We start from the raw sequence: 15,865 nt of genomic DNA, 5'->3' as shown, positions 1-15,865 counted from the left end.
TCAAAATATACACAATGATTGATTTTGTTTAACAAACATTTTACATAACTGTGATCTCAATAGAGTTTTGTTTCTTATAGTAGAATGAGAGGAGTAAAATGGTTGAGTATTTTCATAGAGTTAAAAAAAATCCCCTACTTTTACAGTAGAGGATTTAAAAGTGAAAAAGTTAAATTAACTTTTTGCTTCGTTACGTTTATTAACAATGGCATTAATGATTAACGTTACGACTAAGATTGACGCAATCACCCCCAACGAAATCGGCGTTGGAATATGAAAAATATCAATTAACAGCATTTTTATACCGATAAAGCTTAAAATCACTGCTAAACCGTATTTTAGCATTGAGAACTTCTCAGCAACCCCAGACAACAAGAAGTACATGGCTCGCAGGCCTAAAATAGCAAATAAATTCGATGTTAAAACAATGAATGGGTCAGTTGTTACCGCAAAAATAGCGGGTATGCTGTCCACTGCAAATATCACATCACTAATCTCAACTAAGATCAGTACTAAAATAAGTGGGGTCGCAAACAGGACACCATTACGTTTAATAAAGAATTTCTCACCATGCAATTCATCCGTCATACGTAAATGAGAACGAACCCATTTTACTAACGGTTTATCCGTAATTGGCGAGTCATCTTCTTTAGCAAAAGCCATTTTCAAACCCGTAAATAGCAAGAACAAGCCAAATACATATAAAATCCAGCTAAATTGTGTGACTAACCAACTACCTGCAAAAATCATAATCGTACGAAGTACGATAGCGCCCAATACTCCATAGACCAACACGCGACGCTGTAAATTGGCTGGGATCGCGAAATAACTAAATAACATTAACCAGACGAATACGTTATCGACAGCTAATGCTTTTTCTAATAAATAACCCGTTAAGAACGCCATGGTTTGGCTATCGGCAAACTCACGTCCTACGTTCTCATTAAGATACCACCAAAAGCCTGCTGCAAAGAGCAGTGAAAGCGTTACCCACACAATACTCCAAGCCGCAGCTTGTTTCATCGACATTGCTTGGCCTTTGTGTTTCCCTTGCCAGAACAAATCAATGAGTAACATAAGTAAAATAATAACGGCAAAACTACCCCATAAAATTGGGTTACCAACTGAGTGCATTTTCCTTTCCCTTAAAAACAAAAAAGCGGCTGATATCCAGAAGACATCAGCCGCTTAAAATTCGTTAACCACAAGTTATTTCTTTTGGTTGTAAATTATGAGCAAACCTCGCCTTCTGGCAAGGTCTCACTTACAACACAAACACCCCGAAAATAGGGAACTGTGGTGCTCGGCTACCGGGTGTAATATGTACACCGTAATGACGATAAACCGACAAGAAGAAGTTACTCCCCTTTGCTATGGCGATAAGATACGGTAAATAGTCTTAAAATGCAATAATTAGCCGTTATTGTTTTATCGTTATTTTTTTACATTAAAAGATAAATTAACCAGTATATTTCGCATACTCTGAGAAAAAAACAGGCTAAAAGCCGTTTTTAAGCACTTTACATCGTTACATACCTCACGATAAATTGTAAAAATAAACCAAAACTTAATTGAATTCTAAAAATAAGCTTAAAATTTGCTGTTTAGTTATTTTCTGTTTTGTTAAAGTGAGCGTGTTTTACACTAACAGCCTGAGGAAACACTACTTTCACTTTGGCATTCACTTAATCCATTTCTCCCTGCCCAACAACAAGTTTGTTGCTGTTATTGCCGTTTAGGAAACATTAATGGAATTAGTTAAAGAACTTTTTTTCGCCCTTTGGCACCAAGATTATGTCACCTTATCTAACCCTGCGTTAGTGTGGTCGATTTACTTCATGCTGTTCGCTATCTTGTTTCTTGAAAATGGGGTATTGCCTGCAGCGTTTTTACCTGGTGATAGCTTATTGATTTTAGTTGGTGTACTCATCGCTAAAGGCGCGTTAAGTTATCCGCTCACCATCGTAATTTTAACCGCTGGTGCCAGTTTAGGCTGCTGGGTTGGTTATATACAAGGGCGATGGCTGGGTAACACACGAATTGTTAAAGGCTGGCTAGCGCACTTACCTGAACACTACCACCAACGTGCTTATGGCTTGTTCCACCGTCATGGCCTTGCTGCCTTATTAATTGGCCGTTTTTTAGCTTTTGTCAGAACACTACTTCCAACTATCGCAGGTCTTGCAGGCTTGCAAAATGGTCGTTTCCAAGTATTTAATTGGTTAAGTGGCTTACTGTGGGTGTTAATTTTGACTGCGATTGGTTATGGCTTTGGTAAAAGCCCTATTTTCCTACAATATGAACATCATATTATGAATATTTTGATGTTGATCCCTGTAGGGCTACTGATCCTTGGCCTAATTGGTAGCATTGCCGTTGTCGTCAAGAAAAAGTTCTCAAATAAAAAAGCAAATTAATCCTCCGTGCGGGAACGCCCTGTTCCCGCATTTTCATTTTTACTTAATTTTACCTCTCAATGTTTCGGTTCATCACGATAAAAATAACCAATTGAAAATAAAGATATTTCTATTAATACTGTTTTTTACATTTTTTCTGAGCCCACAATTTATTGTTGAATAACTCATTGCACTTAATGTAAAAACGGTTATTGTTAATACAGTGAAGTTTCTTTTCTATTGATAGGAGGTTCTACATGTCATCAAATCATTCATCAGAAGACCTACGCGCAGAACTCAAAGCGTTAGCTGACTCTCTTGAAGCTGTATTGAATGATACAGGCGAGAAATCGAAAGAAGAGATTGAAAGCTTGAAATCCAAAGCGAAAGACGCACTTTGCTCATCTCGCGCTAAACTCGGTCAAACGACTGAAAGGATCACTGAACAAACTAAAGAAATTGCGGGCCGCGCAGACAACTATGTCAAAGAAAACCCATGGACTGGTATCGGTATCGGTGCTGCTGTTGGTGTGGTTCTTGGCGTACTTCTCGCGAAACGTTAATGACTTATGGAACAAAATCAACAACGTCAGGGCCCCGGTAAAGGGGTCCTTGAAATACTACAGCGTATCGCGAGTATCACCGTTAATATTGTTGAAACTCGCCTTCAGCTCATTGCTGTTGAGCTTGAAGAAGAAAAAGTTAATTTTATCCAACTGCTATTGTTAGTTGGGCTAGCGCTTCTTTTTACTGCTTTTGGTCTAATGTGTCTAATTGGACTCATTTTTTGGTCTGTAGACCCTGTTTATCGTTATCAAGCCCTGGCGATAACAACAGGATGTTTAGTTCTACTCGCCATTATTTTTGCTATTTGGGCCCTCAAAAAAGCGAAGCAATCTACCTTATTGAGCTCCACACGGGAGCAATTAAGCCAAGATGCAAGTGCATTAGCAGGTAAGGATAATGACCAGAAATAAACGCCAATTACTTGCCGCAAAAAAACAGCGATTACTCAACAGAATTGAGCAGCAACGGAGCGACCTTGCTGCAAGTTCTGAAGATTGGCTACATGTGACAGCCCCTTATGACCGCACATGGAAAACCTTGGTTACCTTCCGCCCTTTATTTATTGCGGCAACAGGCCTGCTTTCAATTTATTCACTGAAAAGACCACAGCGCATACTCCAATTAGGGAAAAAAGCCTTCACGATGTGGGGCATAGCAAGAACAATTCAAAGTACGATCAATGCAGGAAAGAAATAGTTTCAATTAAAATCAATATGTTAAATTAAACCTCTTCACTTTAGCTAGTTCCCCCTCCATCTCCATTCAATTTTTTTGACCATCTTTGTTAATAAGCTTTGCTTTTTATTGAAAAAGCAAATGACTACTATAAGTCCATCAAATGTTTTCTTGCCTATTTGTGCTGAAAACAACATTACAAAGCGACACATATCGCAAATAATTTATATTTAATGGCTTATTAGTCTGGAGAATCTTAATGAAAAATTTAGAAAGTGGTGCGGTATTGTTAGCTCGTATTATGATGCCAATTCTGTTCATTGTTGCTGGGTATGGAAAACTGGGAGATGCATACGCAGGAACACAGCAATACATGCAAGCAATGAGTGTTCCAGGCTTTTTATTACCTTTAACCATTTTATTAGAACTTGGTGGCGGTTTAGCCATTCTATTTGGTTTCTTAACACGAACTGTAGCCCTATTTACTGCAGGCTTTACCGTATTAACGGCGCTACTGTTCCATATCGACTTTAGCGTGGCACCAAATAGCTTAATGTTTATGAAAAACTTTACTATTGCAGGCGGTTTCTTACTGTTAGCTGTGACTGGCCCAGGGAAATTTAGTATTGACCATTTATTAAATAAAAAATGGTAACTCCGATTTCATTACACCCTTATTGATTTAGTTTATTTTTGTCCAATTTGTACCTCCTTCGGGAGGTATTTTTTTGCCTAAAATAAAGGTTTTGGCTCAGCTGAAGGAAATTTATTTGGGTAAGGAGTTCTCAGTTATTGTTTTAGGGGGCTGCATAATCAAACCCTACTCGTAAACTCTAAATAGTTTGAGTTGTAAGTAGGCGGCAAATGAGTCTCAATTTATTTTTTCAGCTACGGGCTAACTTCTAAATAATTCGTGCTACAACTGAGCTAGTTTTACTCTTTTGAATCGCAACCAGCAAACCCTACTCGTAAACTCTAAATAGTTTGAGTTGTAGGTAGGCGGCAAATTGAGTCATCCCGTGAGCATACATAAGTATGTGACTCGGGTGACTCAATAAAGCCAACACCCCTACGGCTCAAAATATAACGAGTTTACACTCTAAATAATTTTGGGATCTCTCGGAGACACCACGACTTAGCCTCCCCCATACTATCTCTACGCCACGCCATAATAATATTCGTCTCATGGCTAAACTCAGCGCCAACCACCTTCAAACGCCCTTCACGAATATCTTGCTCAACCATTGGGTACGGCATCGTCGCAACACCAAGGCCGGCCAACAGTGCATTGTGTTTATCTTCAATCGTCGACACCGTTAATCGTTGTTGCTTATCCAACAACTGCACCGTTATCACAGGCCGCTCACGTGCGGTATCAGCCACTGCGATCCCACGGTACTTCACTCGAGTCGCATCAGATAACGGTTCTGGCTCTTGGTGAATGGGATGATCCGGGCTCGCCACGTAAATATGATTAATGGTATATAACGATTTAGAGTTAATCTCTGAAGATGATCGGAAATGCATATCAGGGGCAATCACGATATCCGCTTTACCACTTTCAAGGCGCTCCCATGCGCCCGCTAAAACCTCAGTAATTAAAGATAACTGTGTTTCTGATTTTTCCGCCAATCGTTCCACCAGCGGAAAAAGAGAATGAGCAGGAACTAGCGCCTCGCACACGATGGTTAAATGCGTTTCCCATCCTTTTGCCAGGGCTTCTGCATCAGATGTTAGCTTATCAGCGGCTTCAAGTAGGATCCTCCCTCTATCAAGTAACATCCTACCGACATTAGTAAACTTAGTTCTATGCCCTGAACGGTCAAATAAAATGACATCGAGCTCTTCTTCTAATTTTTGCATGGTATAACTCAGCGCAGAAGGAACTCGCCCCAATTCTTCAGCGGCTGCAGCAAAACTACCACGGCGGTCGATTGCATCCATAACCCTTAATGATTCAAGTGTTAATGCTCTCTCTTTACTCATGAAGCTTCTCTTTCAGGAAATTTGAATAAGGGAAACAGATTAACTGGCTAACAATTCAACGTCCAGCTATTTATTATAACAATAGATTATTAACTTATTTATTTTCGATAGGGGGTTAACCATTATGATGATACTAAGACCCGCTAATCATTGCGGCAAAGCTGATTATGGTTGGCTACAAGCGCGTTATTCCTTTTCATTTGGTCATTATTTTGACCCAGACTTTATGGGTTTTAAAACACTCAGAGTGCTGAATCAAGAAGTTATCGCGCCACAAAATGCATTACAGCCAAGAACCTACCCACATGTCGATATCTTAAATATCATCCTAAAAGGGCATGCGGAGTATCGTGATAGTTCAGGTAATACTATCCAAGCGAATGAAGGTGAATGTGTGCGTTTTTCACCGCGCCCAGACCTCAGCTACAGTGAACAAAATGTGTGTCCCAAAACACCGCTAACGCGTTTACAGCTCTGGCTAAATGCTTGCCCACAGCAAGAATCGTTACCTTTGCAAAAAATAACCATTAATGAAAATGAGAACAAACTTATCGCATCTCCTGATGGAGAGGAGGAAAGTATTCAATTACGTCAACAAATTTGGATCACCCAAATTCATTTGGCGGCCAATGAATCATCAGCGATAACGCTAAAAGGAAGAAACTCATTCCTTCAATCTATACATGGTGGAGCAACATTGCGTACACCAAAAGGCGAGCAGTTAGGAATGAATTGCAATGACGGGGCGTTTATCCAAGACGATAATCAAGTCATCATTAGTGCAGATAAACCGTTTAGAGGCCTGTTAATCGACCTTGGGGAATAAAAACTCCCCCCTTCCAGCTATAACAGCATGAATTTTGCGAACGGATTCGCAAATTTCATGATTTACATATCCTACATATTGACATGCTTGTGTTAGAGTCCTGCCATTAGCGAGCAAAAAACACGTAATTTTCTTGCTCAAATGCTTTTTTGTTTTGATTTTAAAGGTGTTTCCGTGGCTCTATTCACTCAACAGCGACATAATCAAATTTTTGCTCAAATTCTTAATGAGGTTGTGCCTCAAGACGAATTAGCAAAAAACTTTTCGGTTTCTACTCGAACTATTCGTTCTGATATCAATGAAATCAATGAATTGATACAGCCATATAGTGCACATATTGTGTATGAGCGAGGTCGTGGTTACCGGTTGAAAATTGAAGATGAAGCCCTATTTGCTACTTTTACGCAGCAAAATGATGAAGACAATCATATTCCTCGTACGAGCAAAGAGCGCATTGATGCCCTGTTATTAAAACTCTTAATGCTATCACTCCCCGTAAAGCTTGATGATATCGCTGAAGAGTGGTTTATCAGCCGAGGCACTTTACAACAAGATATGGGCGCGGTGCGAGAACAGCTTCAGAAATACCAAATTGCGTTAGAAAGTATTCCTCATCAAGGCATTCGTTTAAACGGTAGCGAGTGGGCGGTTCGAGCTTGTATGACCGAAACTTTATGGCGTCGTTATTCCGCACAGATAACGCCTGATTTATCCACTTTCCGTCCTGATTGCCTTGATAATTTAGACCTGACATATATCGATAAAGTTTTGCATAACAGTATGAATCGCTTTGATATTCGCATTAGTAATGAAGGGCATTTGTACTTGGTTTTTAATTGTGCAGTCACTATTTTACGCATCACTCGCGGCCATGAACTCACCACTGCTGTCAAAGATGATGACAGTGAAGAAGCGATCCGCAAAGCCTGTGGTGAAATATCTAAAGGATTGATCTACTTCCTTGGTAATGACCTTTCAGGGGCAGAACTTAGCTATTTACATGACCAAATTATCGCCCAACGCATTAGTCACCAAGACTCTAGCACGCAAAAAAATGGAACGCATAATGAGCTATGCGAATATATTTTAAATTATATTAATGAATTATATAATTATGATTTGCGTAACGATGAAAAGCTCAAAAAAGATCTCAATACACATCTCGCTGCGTTAATCACTCGCTTGCAATACCATATTTCCACACCAAATCCATTACTTTCTGATATAAAACAATATTATCCTTTTGCCTATGACGTCACACTAAGCGCATTGACCAGTGCCAGCAAGCAGTTACTCCCTCATCCAATCAGCGAGGACGAATTAGGTTATTTAGCGGTGCATATCGGTGTCAGTCTTGAAAGAAATTATGGCGCAGGCTCAATACGACAAACGGAAGTACTGGTGGTAACAGATGCAGGAAACTCTACGTTTCGCGTGGTTGAATCTAAAATCATGCGTGAATTTCCACAGCTCAAATTTAGCCGAGGGTTAACGTTACAAGAGTACGAGTCCTTGGATGAAGTCTCTGAAGATTTCGTCATTACCACGGTGCGAATTTCAGAGAAAAACAAGCCTGTCATTAAAATCGCGCCTTTTCCGACCCCCTATCAGCTAGAGCAAGTTGGCCGCCTAGCGATGGTTGACCAAACCCGCCCTTACATTATTGAGCGTTTTTTTGATGAACGGTTCTTCATGGTCATTAATGAAAAAATTAGCCAAGAAGCGCTCTTTCAAATGGTTTGCCATAAATTACAGCAAGAAGGCTATGTCACACCCGATTTTTACCCTTCACTGCAAGAGCGTGAGTCAATTGTTTCCACATTGCTCGGGGAAGGCATTGCATTGCCCCACTCTTTAGGGCTACTTGCCAATAAAACGGTAGTTGCAACCGTTGTCGCCCCCAAAGGCATTGAGTGGAATAAAGAAACCAAAGAGAACGCTTATGTCATTTTCTTACTCGCGATAAGTAAAACAGACTATGAAGAAGCAATGGCTATTTATGATTTATTCGTTACCTTTGTAAAAGAAAAAACGACTCGTCGCTTAGTCAGCGTCAAAAATTTCAATGAATTCCAGGTGATAGCTAAAGATAGCTTGGCGCGTATCCTTTAATTTGATAGCAACTTCCACTTTTTAGCGGAAAAGAGGAGGTTGCTGATTTTTACGTGATCCTAACCACAACTCTCGCAAATATTTTCCTATCCTAAACGGCCTGTTTTACACACAAAACGACTAAGTGGAAGCAATTACAACTAATGTGAAATAATTTCCATTTATAATTTCCACTTTCCTTTCCAGTTCATTTTTTTATTTCCATTTTTTAGTTAAAAAAATAATCAATTGATAAATAACATATTTTATTCAAAGTATTGTTATTTTCATCCTTTTCAGAGAGTTGATTAATATCAATTCTTCCACTTAACTTCCAAATAGAACAAAAAACACACCAAATATACACTCATTAGCTTCCAAAAAATTTCCACTTACAAGTGGAAATTCCCTGCCTGCAAAAAATACGAATAAGCGTCTAATGTATAAGACATGAAGGAACAGAGTAGTCTAACTTGCAATATTACTTTGGATTTTAAATAGTTATGAGTGAATCAGTTGTCGTTTTTAAAATGTTAGAACATAACCTTGATATTGATGAGGTGACACAAAAACTGCTAGCAGTGATTACTGACTGGCTCAAGCAGGAGGGCTGCTATACCACAGATGTACAACAACAAATGTTGGAGTCTCATTTACGTGCCATGGTCGGTAGAGCAAAAACGGGTGAAGCCTTACCAGAAGTCGATATCAGCCTATTCGATGAAATTTCTGAACATTCGATTACGCTCGCACAACGGGTCGTTGACACACTTCCCGGTTTAGCACCTGAAGAGACCTATTTACTCTCTGTTCACTTTGAAGTCGCACGTTCAAATGATTAATTACTAATTTTGTAGGATTTGGAGAATATTTTATGAAACAGATAGTTGTTGTTATCGGTGACCGTTTAGGTAAAGGCCAAAAAGTGGCTGCAGGTGTTGAAGCTGCAGGTGGTAAAGCTGTTGTTGTTCCGGGTGTCGCTGCTGACATGAAACTCGGTGATGTCATGAACGCAGAGCAAGCTGATTTAGGTATCTCATTTTGTGGTAGTGGTGGCGCTGGCGCAATTACCGCTCAAACGAAATATGGCTATAAAGCTCGCTATGGGATGCGCTCTATTGAAGAGGGAGAAACCGCGATTGCAGACGGTTGCAATGTATTAGGTTTCGGTTTTATGGACAAGGAAGAGTTAGGCGAGCGCTTGGTAAAAGCATTCAATAAAAAATACGGCAACGCTTAATGAAAAAATCTATCGAAACGGTTGTGCGGGTAACAGGGCAAGGCGACACTAAGCAAAAAGCGATAGCTGACGCCTTAAATTCAATTCAAAAAACCGTACTTAAAAACAGCACAGACATCATCCTACGGATAGAACCAAAGGATGTTGAAGTGATTAGTGCTCACTCTCATTCGCGGACAGAAAAATTTCTCTTTCTCTTTTTGCCACGCAAACGTGAACATTTTCGTGTTGTACTCGACGTTTCGCTGGATGTCACTTTACTTTCTGTCAACGAAATACCATTTACAGAACAATAATAGCAATCAGGTCTGGAGTTAATTCCATGAGTGAAACTGCATCTTTTTTAGAAATATTGGGTATGTCCCTAATCATCGGTGGGCTCTGCGGCTTTGGCTTAGGCGCAGGGGCTGCGCGTATGTTCCACGCGCCAACCATACAGGGCATGGGGGCATTCCGTACATTGGGTGAGCTGAACGCTTGTGAAGGCGATCCCGCATCTCACTTTTCTTTCGGCTTAGGGTTCTTCTTTAACGCATGGGCATCGTCAGTTGCTGCAGGGGCATTTACACAAGACGTTGACCACCGCATCATCCCAAACTGGGGGGCCGCAGCGTTACTAACCAAAAACCGTAGCGTTGCTGACACACTGCATAACCCGAAAAAAATGGCTATCGCTTGTGCCATCATCGGGGCACTCGTTGTTGCCTTCTTGAACACTACCGCTTCTGCAGTTCCGGCTGCTCTGCAAACAACAGCCATTAACGTACTAGTGCCTGCCGCAAACTTGCTCGTTAACACAGTGATGCCAGTTATCTTCTGGTTAGCCGCTATGGATGCAGGCCGCCGTTCAGGTTTCTGGGCAACGCTATTTGGTGGTTGTGCCCAATTAATCATGGGTAATGCCATCCCTGGTTTAGTTTTAGGTATCTTGATCGGTAAAGGCGTTGATGACAACGGCTGGAACCGTATCACTCGCACAATGATGGTAACAGTCGTTCTGCTGTTTGTTCTTAGCGGCTTCTTCCGTGAATTCGACCTGAAGATGATCACCTCTTTCAACCTAGATAAACCATTGTGGCTTGAATACGTCCACGGTCTGCTGAGCGGGAAATAATCATGACAACTGAAATTAACAAACAAGATTTTTGGTATGCAGAGTGGTCCTTCCCGATTTTTGTTGGGCTGTTATCAGCAGGGATCTTCGCAGGTACCCACATGTATGTCGTCTACGGCTTTGGAGCATTTAACGAAGTGGCGTTCGTCGCCATGTTACGTGCGGGCTTAGATACCGGAGTTTATGGTGCGGTTGCCGCATTTGGTGCGAGTTTCCTATTTGCTCGGATTATCGAAGGCTCACTGGTAGGTATTTTAGATATCGGTGGCGCGCTACAAACCGGTATTGGCCTCGGTGTTCCCGCCTTATTTTTAGCCGCGGGTTGGGATTTTTTAGTCACTAACTTCTGGATGTCGTTAATAACTGGCTTATTCCTTGGCGTATTAATCGGCTTACTGATTGTATTTGCACGCAAATTCACGATTGCTCAGGCTAACTCAACCTTTGGTGCTGACGTCATGATGGGTGCGGGTAATACCTCCGGCCGTTTCTTAGGTCCACTAATTATTTTAGCCGCGATGGCCGCATCCATTCCAATCGGAATTGGCTCTTTAATTGGCGCATTGATTTTCTATGTATGGCAAAAACCCGTTGCCGGCGGGGCAATTTTAGGGGCGATGTTGTTCGGTTATTTCTTCCCAATCGTCGCCTAACTCGTATCCTCCCGGAGCATCTGCTCCGGGTTACTAAATAACATCATTAAAAACAGGCTCGAAATAGTTCAAAGAGTAGCATAAGAGTAACCAACAACGCTGCGGTTGACATCATAAAGAGGACAACTATGTACACCCTAATCATCAAGCATGGCAAATGTATCGATGGCACCATAATCGACATTCTTATTAGAGATGGAAAAATCGAAGCGGCAGGCCCTGAGTTAGCGAATAATCAGCAAGCCGAAAAAGTCATTGACCTACAAGGAAAAACTTATGTCAGTGCTGGGTGGATTGACTCTCATGCTCATTGCTTTGTTGAGTCACCTATTTACTTCGATGACCCTGATTTAGCAGGAGCCGCTGGCGGAGTTACCTCACTGGTTGATGCAGGTAGTGTCGGTGCTGATGATATTGATAAATTTTATCAGCTCACCCAGAAATCAAAAACGAATGTCTTTTCTCTACTGAATATTTCGCGTATTGGCATCATTGCACAAAATGAACTGTCCGATATGAACAACATCAATGAAACCTGCTTTCAAGACGCTATCGAACGCCACTCAGGCTTTGTCGTTGGTATGAAAGCCCGTATGAGTAAAAGCGTGGTGGGTGAAAATGGCATTGCCCCACTGGTTAAAGCCAAAGAAATGCAAAAAAAACATCATCTTCCACTCATGGTACACATTGGCAACAACCCACCGGATATCGATGAAGTCGCTGACTTACTGACGCGCGGCGATATCATCACTCACTGCTTTAACGGTAAACCCAATAAAATTTTAGGCGAAGATGGCTATCTAAAACCGTCAATAGCTCGCGCTTTAGCGCGCGGTGTCATATTGGATGTTGGCCATGGTGGTGAAAGTTTCAGCTTTAAAGTTGCCGAACAAGCAATGCGTATCGGCACTTACCCTGACATCATCAGTTCAGATATTTACCACCGCAACCGCGTTAATGGCCCAGTTTATAGTCTCGCTTTTGTGATGACTAAATTCCTGTGTATGGGTTTTAGTGCGGAACAAGTGCTTCGCTGTGTGACCGAAAAAGCGGCCAATTTCTTATCTTTGCCAGCGAAAGGGTATTTAAGACCAGGCTTTGACGCCGACATTACCCTTTTTGACCTCAAAGAAGAGCAAACTGAGCTCACCGATGCAGAAGGCGAACAGCGTATAGGCACACACCGCTTCGTACCGTTGGCCGCTATTGTCGGTGGAAAACACATTATTCATGCACAAGGTGAATCCGAACATGCAATCGATTTATGATAAATATCAGTTAAAACACGTTATTAATGCTTCTGGCCGCATGACAATCCTTGGTGTTTCAACGCCAACGCCAGAAGTTGTCGAACGCGTTGCTTACGGTCTAAATAATTACTTTGAAATTAAAGACTTAGTTAACAAAACTGGCGAATACATTGCTAGTCTATTAAACGTTGAAGCTGCTGTTGTTGTTTCCTGTGCCTCTGCTGGTATTGCACAAGCGGTTGCGGCAGTCATTGTACAAGATGACGATGATTTACTGCTCAATTTGCATTCATCCGACAAAGTGGTTCCACGTGAAATTATTTTACCTAAAGGCCATAACGTTAACTTTGGAGCCCCTGTCGACACAATGGTGAGCTTAGGTGGTGGTAAAGTGGTAGAAGCGGGTTTTGCTAATGAGTGCAACGCTGCTCAATTAGCTGCAAAAATCACCCCCAATACCGCTGCTATTTTGTATATCAAATCGCACCATACCGTACAAAAAAGCATGTTGACGGTTGAACAAGCCGCCAAAGTGGCTCATGACCACCAGCTCCCTCTGATTGTTGATGCTGCTGCTGAAGAAGAGCTCACGGCTTACTACCAAGCTGGTGGTGATATTGTGATTTACAGTGGCGCAAAAGCGATTGAAGGCCCAACAAGCGGCCTTGTTATCGGTAAAAAACAGTATGTTGAGTGGGTAAAACGCCAAAGCCAAGGTATTGGCCGTGCGATGAAAGTGGGCAAAGAAGGTATTTTGGGCCTCACCCTTGCTATCGAACAGTATCTCACTGCGACAAAAGAGACGGGCGCAGAGATGGTCAATCGAATGAGTCAATTCATCAGCGATTTAAATGCGATTAAAGGTATCTCCGCCCAAATCGTCTGGGATGCTGCGGGACGTGATATTGCTCGCACTGAAATTAGCTTTGATGAAAAAACGATAGGCAAAACCACTTACCAAATCATGGCTGAATTAAAGCAAGGTGATACCGCGATTTACTTCCGTGAATACAAAGCCAACGAAGGAAAAGTAGAAGCTGACATTCGTAGTGTCAGTACTGAGCAACTTAATGTTATTTCAAAGAATATTCGTTTGTTAGTAGAAGGAATTTAAGATGAAATTGTCACCGAATTTTTATCGTGACCGTGTCTGTTTAAACGTTTTGGCGGGCAGCCATCAAAATGCAAAAGATATCTATGCCGCAGCAGAAACCTTTGTTGTTGTTGGTGTTTTATCTAAAAATTACCCTGACTTAGAAAGCGCGATTGCTGATATGCGCATTTATGCACAAGAAACGGATAATGCGTTATCTGTTGGCCTTGGTGCTGGCGATCCAAACCAATCCACTATGGTATCGTTGATTTCAAAAGAAGTTCAGCCACAGCACGTAAACCAAGTCTTTACTGGTGCACCGATTAGTCGTGCATTGTTAGGCCAAAATGAAACCTTCGTTAACGCATTGATTTCACCAACAGGTACCGTTGGTATGGTTAAAATTTCTACTGGCCCACTAAGTTCTCAAGCGCCAGATGGCATTGTGCCGATTGAAACTGCCATTATGATGCTTAAAGATATGGGAGCTGACTCTGTTAAATTCTTTAATATGAAAGGGCTAACTTATATTGAAGAATATAAAGCCATCGCCAAAGCGTGTGCTGAATTTGATTTTTCTTTAGAGCCTACAGGCGGTATTGATTTAGATAATTTTGCCGAAATTTTGCAAATTGCCCTCGATGCTGGCGTGAAGAAAATCATTCCTCATATTTATAGTTCAATCATTGATAAAGAATCGGGCAATACTCGCCCAGAAGATGTGCGTCAATTATTGCAGATGGTTAAGCAAGCGGTTAATTGATGCGGTAGTGAGTAGTAAGTAAGAAAATAAATATAAGCGAGACGTTATAATATAAGTCATTGTCACAATGACAGAACAATAAATCCCCCACTCATCAAATATGAGCGGGGGATTTTTTACTATGAGTTAATGACCTATCGTTCTTGCATTCGGTATAATATGAAACCAATAATTATCAGGCACTGGGCTACCCCAAACGCCAAAATACATGGCAATTCCAATGGTTATAAATAAAATTGCTAAGGTTAAAATGGCCATCAGCATACCCGATAACCGAAACTGACGTTTTTTTGTTGGCACTTGCAATGAAAAATCTAGCGTTGATGCAACAGGGCAAGATTCCACGCACGTCATACATCCCGTGCACTCCACTGTTCTTACCGTAATTAACTTGTCGACAGGGATCCGTGACGGGCAATTTTTCGCACATTTTCCACAATCAATGCAGCTTTCCCTATTTCTGCGAATTTTAAACGGTGAAAATAACGAAAATAGCCCTAATAATGCACCATAAGGACATAAATAACGGCACCAAGCGTTACGAATAAACAAGCTTGCCACCACTAAAACGACCACAGTGATAAGCGCAAATAAGCTAATATAGCGAAAGAAATCCAACATTTTTACGTCAATAATGATCCCATAAGGGGACATCATAAAATATTGGATCATCTGCGCAGACATGGAAAATGCAATATAAAGAAAGAAACCTAATAATAAATATTTTAGGCCTCTTAAAGGGATATCGAGCCATTTAGGTAAACTGATTTGGTTTTGATAACGAAAGAGTTTTTTCCCTAACTTACCTGTGTACTCTGATATTGTGCCAATCGGGCACATCCATGAACAGAATGCTTTTTTGAACAGCAAGCTAATCACGATAAAAGAAACTAAAAGAAACATTGAGGCCGCATGAATGACAGGAAAGCTGCCCGTTTCCAACGTATATTTTAAATTCATTAACCCAGCAATCGGCAGCCAGCCTTCAATTCCACCAGGGCGAGGAAGATAAAGCGTTGCCCCACCCGTTTCGTAGTAACGAACCCAGTAATAGAAAGTAATACCGATATAAAGGTTAATTGCTAACAGTGTTACCTGTACAAATTTACGCCAAGTTGACGCGTTTCGCCAATCATTCCAAGGGAGCTTTCCTCCTGTTGTACCGGGGCGACGTTGGTACCTTATACGTGGTTTTTCTATCATGTCCGCAC

The 15,865-nt window shown here is 41.2% G+C and carries 18 protein-coding genes; 15 read left to right on the top strand and 3 right to left on the bottom strand.

Features of this window, described 5'->3' with window-relative positions:
• Positions 1–174: 174 nt before the first annotated feature.
• Positions 175–1,134 (bottom strand): TerC family protein, encoded by a 960-nt coding sequence (locus PR800_RS02950; RefSeq protein WP_109911701.1) that lies wholly within the window; start codon positions 1,132–1,134, stop codon positions 175–177.
• 614 nt (positions 1,135–1,748) lie between these two features.
• Between PR800_RS02950 and PR800_RS02945 the strand changes: the two genes are divergently transcribed.
• The 5 genes from PR800_RS02945 (at position 1,749) to PR800_RS02925 (ending at position 4,293) form a co-directional block, all read left to right on the top strand.
• Positions 1,749–2,417 carry a DedA family protein gene (locus tag PR800_RS02945; RefSeq protein WP_210843462.1) on the top strand — a complete coding sequence of 223 codons (669 nt, stop codon included), beginning with the start codon at positions 1,749–1,751 and terminating at the stop codon, positions 2,415–2,417.
• 236 nt (positions 2,418–2,653) lie between these two features.
• Positions 2,654–2,959 (top strand): DUF883 family protein, encoded by a 306-nt coding sequence (locus tag PR800_RS02940; RefSeq protein ID WP_102137895.1) that lies wholly within the window; start codon positions 2,654–2,656, stop codon positions 2,957–2,959.
• 6 nt (positions 2,960–2,965) lie between these two features.
• A complete protein-coding gene (locus PR800_RS02935) occupies positions 2,966–3,373 on the top strand; it encodes a phage holin family protein (RefSeq protein WP_166264347.1) in 408 nt (135 codons plus the stop codon).
• Positions 3,360–3,659 carry a YqjK-like family protein gene (locus PR800_RS02930; protein WP_102137897.1) on the top strand — a complete coding sequence of 100 codons (300 nt, stop codon included), beginning with the start codon at positions 3,360–3,362 and terminating at the stop codon, positions 3,657–3,659. Before PR800_RS02935 ends, PR800_RS02930 begins: the two co-directional genes overlap by 14 nt.
• A 238-nt stretch (positions 3,660–3,897) precedes the next feature.
• Positions 3,898–4,293: a DoxX family protein gene (locus tag PR800_RS02925; RefSeq protein WP_272530162.1), complete on the top strand. Its 396-nt coding sequence runs from the start codon at positions 3,898–3,900 to the stop codon at positions 4,291–4,293.
• A gap of 437 nt (positions 4,294–4,730) precedes the next feature.
• On the opposite strand, the gene PR800_RS02920 is transcribed toward PR800_RS02925, so the two are convergent.
• The gene (locus PR800_RS02920; RefSeq protein ID WP_102137899.1) at positions 4,731–5,624 is read right to left on the bottom strand and encodes a LysR family transcriptional regulator; all 894 of its coding nucleotides are present in this window, start codon (positions 5,622–5,624) and stop codon (positions 4,731–4,733) included.
• Between the two features lie 124 nt (positions 5,625–5,748).
• Between PR800_RS02920 and PR800_RS02915 the strand changes: the two genes are divergently transcribed.
• From PR800_RS02915 to dagF, 10 genes are all read left to right on the top strand, one after another.
• Positions 5,749–6,450 (top strand): pirin family protein, encoded by a 702-nt coding sequence (locus tag PR800_RS02915; protein ID WP_166264343.1) that lies wholly within the window; start codon positions 5,749–5,751, stop codon positions 6,448–6,450.
• A gap of 141 nt (positions 6,451–6,591) precedes the next feature.
• The gene (locus PR800_RS02910; RefSeq protein WP_210848197.1) at positions 6,592–8,562 is read left to right on the top strand and encodes a BglG family transcription antiterminator; all 1,971 of its coding nucleotides are present in this window, start codon (positions 6,592–6,594) and stop codon (positions 8,560–8,562) included.
• A gap of 482 nt (positions 8,563–9,044) precedes the next feature.
• Positions 9,045–9,383: a transcriptional antiterminator gene (locus tag PR800_RS02905; RefSeq protein WP_102137902.1), complete on the top strand. Its 339-nt coding sequence runs from the start codon at positions 9,045–9,047 to the stop codon at positions 9,381–9,383.
• A gap of 32 nt (positions 9,384–9,415) precedes the next feature.
• On the top strand, positions 9,416–9,781 hold the full coding sequence (locus PR800_RS02900; RefSeq protein WP_004258177.1) for an SFCGS family glycine-rich protein: 366 nt from the start codon (positions 9,416–9,418) through the stop codon (positions 9,779–9,781).
• Positions 9,781–10,077 (top strand): DUF4312 family protein, encoded by a 297-nt coding sequence (locus tag PR800_RS02895; protein WP_004258180.1) that lies wholly within the window; start codon positions 9,781–9,783, stop codon positions 10,075–10,077. Before PR800_RS02900 ends, PR800_RS02895 begins: the two co-directional genes overlap by 1 nt.
• A gap of 26 nt (positions 10,078–10,103) precedes the next feature.
• Positions 10,104–10,895 carry a DUF4311 domain-containing protein gene (locus PR800_RS02890; protein ID WP_102137903.1) on the top strand — a complete coding sequence of 264 codons (792 nt, stop codon included), beginning with the start codon at positions 10,104–10,106 and terminating at the stop codon, positions 10,893–10,895.
• Positions 10,896–10,897: 2 nt separating this feature from the next.
• The gene (locus PR800_RS02885) at positions 10,898–11,548 is read left to right on the top strand and encodes a DUF4310 family protein (protein ID WP_206276423.1); all 651 of its coding nucleotides are present in this window, start codon (positions 10,898–10,900) and stop codon (positions 11,546–11,548) included.
• Positions 11,549–11,676: 128 nt separating this feature from the next.
• Positions 11,677–12,816 carry an amidohydrolase/deacetylase family metallohydrolase gene (locus tag PR800_RS02880; protein WP_166264337.1) on the top strand — a complete coding sequence of 380 codons (1,140 nt, stop codon included), beginning with the start codon at positions 11,677–11,679 and terminating at the stop codon, positions 12,814–12,816.
• On the top strand, positions 12,800–13,912 hold the full coding sequence (locus tag PR800_RS02875) for a DgaE family pyridoxal phosphate-dependent ammonia lyase (protein ID WP_166264335.1): 1,113 nt from the start codon (positions 12,800–12,802) through the stop codon (positions 13,910–13,912). Before PR800_RS02880 ends, PR800_RS02875 begins: the two co-directional genes overlap by 17 nt.
• A 1-nt stretch (position 13,913) precedes the next feature.
• Positions 13,914–14,654 carry a 2-dehydro-3-deoxy-phosphogluconate aldolase gene (dagF, locus tag PR800_RS02870; protein ID WP_102137907.1) on the top strand — a complete coding sequence of 247 codons (741 nt, stop codon included), beginning with the start codon at positions 13,914–13,916 and terminating at the stop codon, positions 14,652–14,654.
• Positions 14,655–14,780: 126 nt separating this feature from the next.
• Here the strand turns inward: dagF and PR800_RS02865 are convergent, their stop codons facing one another.
• Positions 14,781–15,857 carry a 4Fe-4S binding protein gene (locus tag PR800_RS02865; RefSeq protein ID WP_206276421.1) on the bottom strand — a complete coding sequence of 359 codons (1,077 nt, stop codon included), beginning with the start codon at positions 15,855–15,857 and terminating at the stop codon, positions 14,781–14,783.
• Positions 15,858–15,865 lie beyond the last annotated feature (8 nt).

It is taken from the genome of Providencia sp. PROV205, assembly GCF_028479505.1.
Taxonomy (GTDB): domain Bacteria; phylum Pseudomonadota; class Gammaproteobacteria; order Enterobacterales; family Enterobacteriaceae; genus Providencia; species Providencia huaxiensis.
This window is presented reverse-complemented; position numbering and strand designations above follow the sequence as displayed.